We start from the raw sequence: 9001 nt of genomic DNA on the forward strand, positions 1-9001 counted from the left end.
ACGGTGGGCGAGGGAGCGCGTCCACCGGCCCCAGATCGCCGTGCGGGGGCGGGTCCGGGAAGAGCCGGCCGTCAGGTCAGCCGGAGCGGCGGCGCAGGACGGGCACCCTGCGCAGCAGCGGCCACAGCACGATCAGCGCGATGATCACGTAGACGGCCACCGCGAACGGGGTGTTGACCAGGCCCGACACGCTGCCGTCGCTGATCTGCAGGGCGCGCCGCAGCTGCTGCTCGGCGTTCGGGCCGAGGATCACGCCGATGACGGCGGGCAGCACGGGCAGCCCGTAGCGGCGCATGCCGAACCCGACCAGCCCGATGATCAGCAGGATGACCAGGTCGACGACCTCGCCGCCGACCGCGTACGCGCCCACCGCCGCGAAGAACAGGATCCCCGCGTACAGGTACTGGCGCGGGATGCGCAGCAGCTTGGCCCACAGCGGCGCCAGCGGCAGGTTCAGCGCCAGCAACAGCACCATGCCGACGAACAGTGAGGCGATCAGGCCCCACACCAGCTCCGGCTCGCGTTCGAACAGCAGCGGGCCCGGCTGGATGCCGTACTGCTGGAAGGCCGCCAGCATCACCGCGGCCACCGCCGTCGTCGGCAGGCCCAGCGTCAGCATGGAGCCCAGCGTCCCGGCGGCCGAGGCCGACGCCGCCGACTCCGGTCCCGCCACGCCCTCGATCGCGCCCTTGCCCCAGTCCTCGCGGTGCTTGGACAGCCGCTTCTCGGTGACGTAGGACAGGAACGTCGGGATCTCCGCGCCGCCCGCCGGGATCGCGCCGAACGGGAAGCCGATCACCGGGCCGCGCAGCCACGACTTCCAGGTGCGCCGGACGTCGTCCCGGCCGAGCCAGGGACGGCCCACCGGGATCGCCTCGGCGGTGGTGCGGCGCAGGTGCGCCGCCACCCACAGCGCCTCGCCGATCGCGAACAGCCCGACCGCGACGATCACCACGTCGATGCCGTCGGCCAGCTGCAGCGACCCGAACGTCAGCCGCTGCTGCCCGGTCATCTGGTCCAGGCCGACCAGACCGATGGTGAGGCCGATCAGCAGGGACGCCAGGCCGCGGATGCGGGAGGCGCCCAGCACGGACGTCACCGCGATGAACGCCAGCACCATGATGGCGAAGTAGTCCGGCGCGCCGAAGTCGACGGCCAGGTCGGCGACGGTCGGGGCCAGCGCGACCAGCAGCAGCGTGCCGATCATGCCGCCGGTGAAGTGGCCGATGGCCGCGGCCGCCAGCGCCTGCGCGCCGCGTCCGGACCTGGCCATCGGATGGCCCTCCATCGCCGCGACCACGGCGGCGCTCTCACCGGGCGTGTTCAGCAGGATCGACGTGGTGGACCCGCCGAACATGGCGCCGTAGTAGATGCCCGCGAACATGATGAACGCGCCGGTCGGGTCCAGCCCGTAGGTGACCGGGAGCAGCAGCGCGACGGCCATCGCCGGGCCGATGCCGGGCAGCACGCCGATCGCGGTGCCCAGCAGCACGCCGATCGCCGCCCACAGCAGGCTCAGCGGGGTCAGGGCCGTGCCGAACCCGTCCAGCAGGTTGCCGAAGGCGTCCATGTCACAGCACTCCCATCAGCGGTCCGCCGGGCAGCGGCACCCCGAGCAGGTCGTTGAAGACGACGTAGGTGACCAGCGACAGCGCGGCGGCGATCAGCGGGTCGCGGTCGAACCGCCGGCTGCCGAGGGCGTACGCGGCGCCCCAGAACAGCAGCGCCCCCGCGGCGGGGAAGCCGAGCGGCTCGATCAGCGCCGCCGTGGCCAGGAACACCCCGGCCAGCAGCAGCACCGTGCGCCAGTCGGCCGGCTCGGACAGGTCGATGTCCTCGCCGCCCTCGGCCTCGCCGCGGCCGCCGCGCAGCACGTCCACGGCCAGCAGCGCCGCCACGGCCAGCAGTCCGGCGCCGACCACGATCGGCACGGTGCGCGGGCCGACCGGGCCGCGCTGGGTGATCTCGACGTTCATGGTCAGCGCGTCGAACAGGGTCAGCGCGCCGACCGCCAGCAGCAGGACGCACACGCCGAGCTCGGAGTGCTCGCGCAGCCACGAGCGGCGTTCGGGCGCCGGGGGCGCCGCGGTGGTGTCGGTGGCGGTCACAGTCCCAGCTCCTTCAGCACGGACACGACGCGCTTGTCCTGTTCGGCCAGGAAGCGGCCGAACTCCTCGCCGGTCAGGAAGGCGTCGGTCCAGCCGTTCTTGCGCATCGACTGCTGCCACTGCGGCGAGTCGTGCAGCTCCTGGAACAGCCGGACGAGCTTGCCGCGTTCGGCTTCGGACAGCCCCGGCGGGGCGACGATGCCGCGCCAGTTGGTGAAGTTCACGTTGAAACCGGCCTCCTGCAGGGTGGGCGCGTCCAGCCCGGGCACCCGCTTGGCGCCGGTGACGGCCAGCAGCCGCAGCTCACCGGACCGGATCTGGTCGAGGTACTCGCCGACGCCGGACACGCCGAAGGCGACCTTGTTGCCGAGGATCGAGGCGAGCAGCTCGCCGCCGCCGTCGAAGGGGATGTAGTTGACCCGCTTGGGCGCGATCCCGGCGGCCTGCGCCATCAGCATGGGCGCGAGGTGGTCGGGCCCGCCGGGGGACGACCCGCCGCCGACCGGCAGCTTCCCGGGGTCCCTGCGCCACGCCTCGATCAGTTCGCCGATCGTCTTGTACGGCGAGTCCTTGGCGACCACGACGACGTCCTGCTCCTCGGTGAGCCGGGCGATCGGCGTGGTGTCGGCGAGGGTCTTGGGGCTGTGGTTGGAGCGGGCCGCGCCGACCACGCCCAGCCCCATGGACATCGCGAGTTTGCCGTTGCCGTGCTCGCTCACCAGCCGGGACAGCCCGACCGTGCCGCCGGCCCCGGGCAGGTTGAACACCTCGATGCCGTGGGTCAGCTCGGCGTCCTCGGCGTCCCTGGCGGCCGTGCGGGCGGTGATGTCGTACCCGCCGCCGGGGGTGTTGGGGACCATGAAGCGCAGGCCGGGAATCCGCGTGCCGGTGTCGGCGCCGCTGCCGGTGGTCAGCAGCGGCGGTCCCGCGAGCACGAGCACGACGGCCCCGAGCAGCGCGAGGAGGGTGCGCAGGCGCACGTATGCCACCACCTGTCGGTACGTCATTGATCATCACGGGGTGTGAAGTGGCCCACATGTTGCCCGCGTGTTAACGGCCTGTCTCGCTTCCGGAACCAACGGAGGTTGTGTTCGTTGTGTTCACGGGGTGTGTTCGCGGAAGTGCCGTCCGGCGAACGAAAAGAGAGGTCAGGCCAGGTCGAGACCGGCCAGGAACCGGGCGACGGCCCGGCTCTGCGCGTCCAGGAACGAGGCGTACTCCTCCCCGGTGGCGAACGCGTCGATCCAGCCGTGCTTGGCGAGTTCGGCCTTCCACTCGCGGGTGCGGCGCAGCGCGGTCAGCGCCTCGATCCAGGTGCGTCTGTCGTCGGCGCTGATGCCGGGCGGGGCGACGATGCCGCGCCAGTTGGAAAAGACCAGGTCGATGCCCTGGGACTGTAGCGTGGGGACGCCGCCGAGCGCGGGGGCGGGGCGGTCGGACGTCACCGCGAGCACCCGCAGCTGCCCGGCGCGGATCTGCCCCAGCAACTCGCCGAACCCGCTGGCCCCGAAGGTGAGCCTGCCGTCCAGCAGCACCGGCAGCAGCTCCCCGCCGCCCCCGTCGTAGGACATGTAGCGGACCCGCCGGGGATCGATGCCGACGGCCTCGGCGAGCTGCATGGACATCAGGTGGTCGGGCCCGCCCGGGGCCGAGCCGCCGCCGACCGTCACCCGCGCCGGGTCCCTCTTCCACGCGGCGACCAGCTCGCCGATCGTCCGGTACGGCGAGTTCCGCGGCACCACCACGGCGCCCGGCTCCTCGACCAGCCGCGCGATCGGCGTGGTGTGCGCGACGCTCACCCGCGTGCCCGACACCGTCGAGGCGCCCAGCATTCCCAGGCCCATCTGCATGGCCAGCCGGCCGTTGCCGCGCTCGTTGACGATGCGCTGCAGGCCGACCACCCCGCCCGCGCCCGGCAGGTTGAACACCTGCACGTCCGAGGCGATCCCGGTGTCCTTCATGACCTTGGCGGCGGTGCGGGCGGTGGTGTCGTAGCCGCCGCCGGGGATGTTCGGCACCATGATCCGCAGATCCGCGCCGGGCCGCGCTCCCGATCCCGGCCACGGCCCGCAGGCGACCGCCGTCACCAGGACCAACGCCGTCCAGACGGCGAGCAGGGCGCGCGGACGCGTCGCCGCAGTGCCCACCATCACACCCCTCTCTTCCGCTCGCGGCCCGCGGGCGTCATGATTGTGCGACTCGGCAGCCGAGCCGCCCGGATCAGGTAAGTACTGAAGGTTGAGTTCATTGTGGTCGCCCCGTTCCGCCGTCATAGTCTCGCGGGCGAGATGCTGGTGCTCCAGCTCGCCATCGTCGTGATGGTGCTGCTGGCGGTCGCCGCGATCTCGCTGGCCCAGTCCGAGGCCACCTTCAACCGGGTCGAGGGACGCCGCGTCGTCGCGCTGGCCGAGCAGTTGGCCGCCAACCCGCTGGTGCGCAGCCGGCTCGTGCGGCCCGCGCCACAGGAGTCCCTCGCCCCGCTCGTCCAGTCCACTCTGACCCAGTCGGGGGTCAGCTCCGTCACCGTCGCCGACGGCGACGGCCGGATCGTCAGCGCCACCGACCCCACGGTGATCGGCGCGCGCATGCCGCTGGGCGCGGGCGCCGCCGCGGGCCGCGGCTGGTCCGGCGAGCTGACGCTGGGCGGCAGCCGCGAGCTGGTGGCGCAGGTTCCGGTGATCGGCGAGTCGGCCGACAGCCTGGGCCGGCAGCTGGGCGTGGTCATGATCGGCGAGGAGTCCCCGACCGTGTGGCAGCGGCTCGGCGGCGCGTCCTCCAACCTGCTGGTCTACCTCGGCCTGGCCAGCGGTCTGGGCCTGGCCGGGTCCTGGCTGCTGGCGCGGCGCGTCAAGCGGCAGACTCTCGGCCTGGAACCGCGCGAGATCACCGGGCTGGCCGAGTACCGCGAGGCCATGCTGTACGGCATCGCCGAGGGCGTGGTCGCCCTGGATCCGCAGCACCGGCTCACCCTGGTCAACGAGGTGGGGCGGCGGCTGCTCGACCTGCCCGCCGGCTGCGTCGGGCAGAGCCTGGCCGACCTCGGCATCGACGGCCGGCTCCGGGACGTCCTCACCGGAGCGCAGGACGACGCCGGGGACGGGGCGGGGGAGCGGCGGGACGAGGTGGTCATCCGCCGGGGCCGGGTGCTGGTGATGAACCGGATGACGGTCGAGAAGGACGGCCGTGTGCTCGGCTCGGTCACCACCCTGCGCGACCGCACCGAGCTGGCCCACCTGGAGCGCGAGCTGGGTTCGTTCCGCAGCTCCTCGGAGCTGCTGCGCGCCCAGGCCCACGAGTTCGCCAACCAGCTGCACACCATCTCGGGGCTGATCCAGATCGGGGAGCAGGAGGAGGTGGTGCGCTACATCCGGGCGCTCAAGCAGCACCGCCAGGACCTGGACGTCACGCTCAGCCGCCGGGTCCGCGACGGCGCCGTCGCCGCCCTGCTGATGGCCAAGTCGTCGCTGGCCGCCGAGCGCCGGGTCGCGCTGCGCATCTCCGAGCGCACCGCCCTGGACCGCCTGGCCGCCGAGGACGCCGCCGACGTGGCGACCGTGGTCGGCAACCTGGTCGACAACGCCGTGGACGCCGCCGCGTCCGCCGGCGCCGCGTCCGGGGCCGGGGGCGATGCCTGGGTGGAGGTGGAGTTGCGGCAGGATGCCTCCAGCGTGGAGATCGTGGTGCGCGACTCCGGTCCCGGTGTGGCGCCCGAGCTGGCCCAGGAGGTCTTCTCCCACGGCTTCACCACCAAGGCCGCCCAGGAGGGCGAGCGCGGCATCGGCCTGGCCCTCACCCGCCTGGTCTGCGAGCGGCACGGCGGTGAGATATCGGTGACCAACACGCCCGAGGGGGCCATGTTCATCGCCCGCATGACCGTCCGCGCCCTGGCCGACGAGATGACGGAAGGAGCCCGCCGATGAGCGAGCCGACCGGCGCGATCGACGTGCTGGTGGTCGAGGACGACTTCATGGTGGCCCGGGTGCACCGCGCGTTCGTCGAGCGGGTCCGGCCGTTCCGGGTGGCGGGCGCCGCCAGCACCGGCGGGCAGGCGATCGAGGCCGTCGACCGGCTGCGTCCCGACCTGGTGCTGCTCGACCTGTACCTGCCGGACATGTTCGGCCTGGACGTCATCCCGCGGCTGCGCACGGCCGGGCACGACTGCGACGTGATGGTGATCAGCGCGGCGCGGGAGGCCGAGACGCTGCGCGGCGCCGTCCGCCAGGGCGTCGTGGACTACCTGCTCAAGCCGTTCGAGTTCGAGGACCTGCGGCCCCGCTTGGAACGCTACGCGGCCCGCCGCCGTCGCCTGCTGACGACGGTGGTGCGCGGGCAGGCGGACGTCGACCGCGTCCTGGCCGGCGCCGCCGTGCCCGCGCCGGGCGTCACCCTGCCCAAGGGCATGAGCGTGGAGACGGCCGAGCTGATCGAGCAGGCCCTCCGCGACGCCGACGGCAGCATGTCGGCCACCGAGTGCGCGGCCCTGACCGGCGTCTCCCGGGTCAGCGCCCGCCGCTACCTGGAGCACTTCACCGCCGTCGGCAGCGCCGAGGTGTCCCTGCGCTACGGCGTCGCGGGCCGTCCCGAACGCCGCTACAGCTGGCGCGGCTGAACTCGCTCCCGTGCCGTCCGCCCCGTCCGGGGCGTCGGCGGTGAACCGCATGTCGCGGCCGGGCCGTACGGCTTGTCGTCAGGCCCCGGGCCGGCCGCGTCTGGTGATCGATGGTGCGCGTGCCTGGGCGGTTCCGGTCGAGGAGGACGAGGTGCACGCAGACATGACGGTTCCCGCGGCCGATCCCCGTGCCCGGTGATGGACGAGCGTCTGAGCCGGAACGGGGCGGCCCCCCTGGCCGACGGCGGTGACCCCGACGGGTTCGCGGGATGGGGCGACGACCGTCACCGCGCCGCCGGCGAACCGTACGGCAGCTCCTGGGACCGGCGCCGGACGGCCGTGCGCCGTCCCGTGCCCGACGTGGGCCCGGAGGGCGCGTGGTCCCCGCTGGGCGCCGAGCCGCAGCAGGCCCTGTCTCCGCGCAACCAGGGGATGTCCGCGCGCAACGAGACCCTCTCTGCCCGCAACGACCCGGCGCTCGCGCAGAACCTGACGATGCCGCTGACGGCCGACGCCGTGTCTCCCCTGGCCGAGCCCCTGTCGCGCCCCGCCGACCCTCTGTCCCGTCCGGCCGATCCCAGGTCCCGTCCGGCCGAACCCAGGTCGCGTCCGGCCCGTCCCGCAAGGGGATCGGCCGGTACGGCGCCCCGCTATTCGCGTGACGCGCGGGAGCGGGAACGGGCGGCCCGCACGGCGGCCCCTCCGCGCTCGGCCCGGCCCGGGACACGCTCGGGGCGCCCCGCGCGCGGGGAGGCGCCGGGAACCAGGATCGCGGGCAACCGGCTGCTGGTGATCCTGCTGTTCTGGGCGTTGCTGGCCACCAGCGCGGGCCTGTGGGTGTTCGCCACCCCCGCCGTCACCCTCACCACCCCGGCCGAGATCATCACCGGGGTCGGGCGGGTCACCGGCCTGGTCGGCGGATACCTGCTGATGGTGCAGATCCTGATGATGAGCCGGGTGTCGTGGCTGGAGACGTGGGTCGGCGGCCACGACCTGACGCGCTGGCACCGCCGCCTGGGCGCCTGGACGCTGGTGCTGGTGCTGGCGCACGCCGGATACACCGTCGTGGGCTACGCGCTGACCGACCAGGTGACGATCGCCGAGCAGACGGTCACCCTGCTCACCACCTACGAGGACATGCTCGGCGCGTTCGCCGCCGTCGGGATCATGGTGGCGATCAGCGTGCTGGCGGTCCGCGCGCTGCGCCGCCGCCTGCCCTACGAGCTGTGGCACTGGCTGCACCTGGCCACCTACGCCGTGCTGATCCTGGGATACGGGCACCAGTTCGCCACCGGGTCCGAGCTGTCCCAGGACGGTTTCGCCCGCTGGTTCTGGACGGGCCTGTACGCCCTGGTGATCGCCTGCCTGTTCTGGGGGCGCCTGGTCGAGCCGCTGTGGCTGAACCTGCGGCACCGCCTGCACGTCGTCGACGTGGTCCCCGAGTCGGACACGATGGTGTCCATCTACGTCGGCGGACGCGCCCTGGACAGGCTGGGGGCGCGGGCCGGGCAGTACTTCCGCTGGCGGTTCCTGACCGGCGGCGGCTGGTGGCAGTCGCACCCGTTCTCGCTGTCGGCGGCGCCCAACCAGCAGTGGCTGCGGTTGACCGTGAACGCGGTCGGCGGCTACACCGCCGGGCTGCGCCGGATGCGTCCCGGGACCAGGGTGATCGTCCACGGCCCGTCGGGGACGTTCACCGCCGACCACCGCACCCGCCGGCGCGCCCTGCTCATCGCCGGCGGCAGCGGGATCGCCCCGGTCCGGGCCCTGCTGGAGGAGCTGCCCGGCGAGACCGTCGTGATCTACCGGGCGACCGACCCCGACGACATCGTCTTCAAGGACGAGCTGCGCGGCCTGGCGCAGCGGCGCGGCTTCCAGCTGCGCTACGTGCTGGGCTCGCGCCACGAGCCGGGCCCGAGGCGCCTGTTCACCCCCGAGGGGCTGCGGGAGCTGGTCCCCGACGTGCGCCACCGCGACGTGTACCTGTGCGGCCCGCCCGGGATGGTCGAGTCCGCCATCGCCGTCCTGCGCCGCCTGCGGGTGCGCCGCCGACAGATCCACCTCGACCCGTTCGAGTTCTGACCCCCACCACCTGTTCCCTGTCCGAATCGGTTTGATCTGTTCACCTGGAGAAGCGATGCGCCGAACCACCGCGGCCGTCTTCGGCACGCTGAGCGGGACCGCCCTGCTGCTCGCCGCGAAATTCGGGGCCGACGCGGCCGCCGCCGGGAAGGGGGCGGCCGGAGCGGACCAGGCCGCCGCCCAGGCGGGCGGGCAGCTCGCC

7 protein-coding genes are annotated in these 9001 nt (G+C 73.5%); 3 read left to right on the top strand and 4 right to left on the bottom strand.

Going from position 1 to position 9001, the window contains the following annotated elements; translation table 11 throughout:
- Positions 1-76: 76 nt before the first annotated feature.
- The 4 genes from ABD811_RS14425 to ABD811_RS14440 all read right to left on the bottom strand — a co-directional run bounded on the left by ABD811_RS14425 (position 77) and on the right by ABD811_RS14440 (position 4258).
- Positions 77-1570 carry a tripartite tricarboxylate transporter permease gene (locus tag ABD811_RS14425; RefSeq protein ID WP_344946673.1) on the bottom strand — a complete coding sequence of 498 codons (1494 nt, stop codon included), beginning with the start codon at positions 1568-1570 and terminating at the stop codon, positions 77-79.
- A gap of 1 nt (position 1571) precedes the next feature.
- Positions 1572-2108 (bottom strand): tripartite tricarboxylate transporter TctB family protein, encoded by a 537-nt coding sequence (locus ABD811_RS14430; RefSeq protein ID WP_344946676.1) that lies wholly within the window; start codon positions 2106-2108, stop codon positions 1572-1574.
- Positions 2105-3115, bottom strand: coding sequence for a Bug family tripartite tricarboxylate transporter substrate binding protein (locus tag ABD811_RS14435; RefSeq protein WP_344946679.1), 1011 nt, complete (start codon positions 3113-3115; stop codon positions 2105-2107). The genes ABD811_RS14430 and ABD811_RS14435 overlap by 4 nt, the downstream gene beginning before the upstream one ends.
- 141 nt (positions 3116-3256) lie before the next feature.
- Positions 3257-4258 carry a Bug family tripartite tricarboxylate transporter substrate binding protein gene (locus ABD811_RS14440; protein WP_344946682.1) on the bottom strand — a complete coding sequence of 334 codons (1002 nt, stop codon included), beginning with the start codon at positions 4256-4258 and terminating at the stop codon, positions 3257-3259.
- A 99-nt stretch (positions 4259-4357) separates the two neighbouring features.
- Here ABD811_RS14440 and ABD811_RS14445 point away from each other — a divergent pair, with 99 nt between their 5' ends.
- From ABD811_RS14445 to ABD811_RS14455, 3 genes are all read left to right on the top strand, one after another.
- The gene (locus tag ABD811_RS14445) at positions 4358-6028 is read left to right on the top strand and encodes a sensor histidine kinase (RefSeq protein ID WP_344946685.1); all 1671 of its coding nucleotides are present in this window, start codon (positions 4358-4360) and stop codon (positions 6026-6028) included.
- Positions 6025-6717 (top strand): response regulator, encoded by a 693-nt coding sequence (locus ABD811_RS14450; protein ID WP_344946688.1) that lies wholly within the window; start codon positions 6025-6027, stop codon positions 6715-6717. The genes ABD811_RS14445 and ABD811_RS14450 overlap by 4 nt, the downstream gene beginning before the upstream one ends.
- A gap of 198 nt (positions 6718-6915) precedes the next feature.
- On the top strand, positions 6916-8799 hold the full coding sequence (locus ABD811_RS14455) for a ferric reductase-like transmembrane domain-containing protein (RefSeq protein WP_344946691.1): 1884 nt from the start codon (positions 6916-6918) through the stop codon (positions 8797-8799).
- Positions 8800-9001: the final 202 nt, after the last annotated feature.

It is taken from the genome of Actinomadura miaoliensis (assembly GCF_039536785.1).
Lineage (GTDB): Bacteria > Actinomycetota > Actinomycetes > Streptosporangiales > Streptosporangiaceae > Spirillospora > Spirillospora miaoliensis.

Coding starts and splice junctions, on each gene's coding strand:
- ABD811_RS14435 (WP_344946679.1), bottom strand. CDS start 3,115: ATGACGTACCGACAGGTGGTGGCATACGTGCGCCTGCGCACCCTCCTC.
- ABD811_RS14455 (WP_344946691.1), top strand. CDS start 6,916: ATGGACGAGCGTCTGAGCCGGAACGGGGCGGCCCCCCTGGCCGACGGC.
- ABD811_RS14450 (WP_344946688.1), top strand. CDS start 6,025: ATGAGCGAGCCGACCGGCGCGATCGACGTGCTGGTGGTCGAGGACGAC.
- ABD811_RS14425 (WP_344946673.1), bottom strand. CDS start 1,570: ATGGACGCCTTCGGCAACCTGCTGGACGGGTTCGGCACGGCCCTGACC.
- ABD811_RS14440 (WP_344946682.1), bottom strand. CDS start 4,258: ATGGTGGGCACTGCGGCGACGCGTCCGCGCGCCCTGCTCGCCGTCTGG.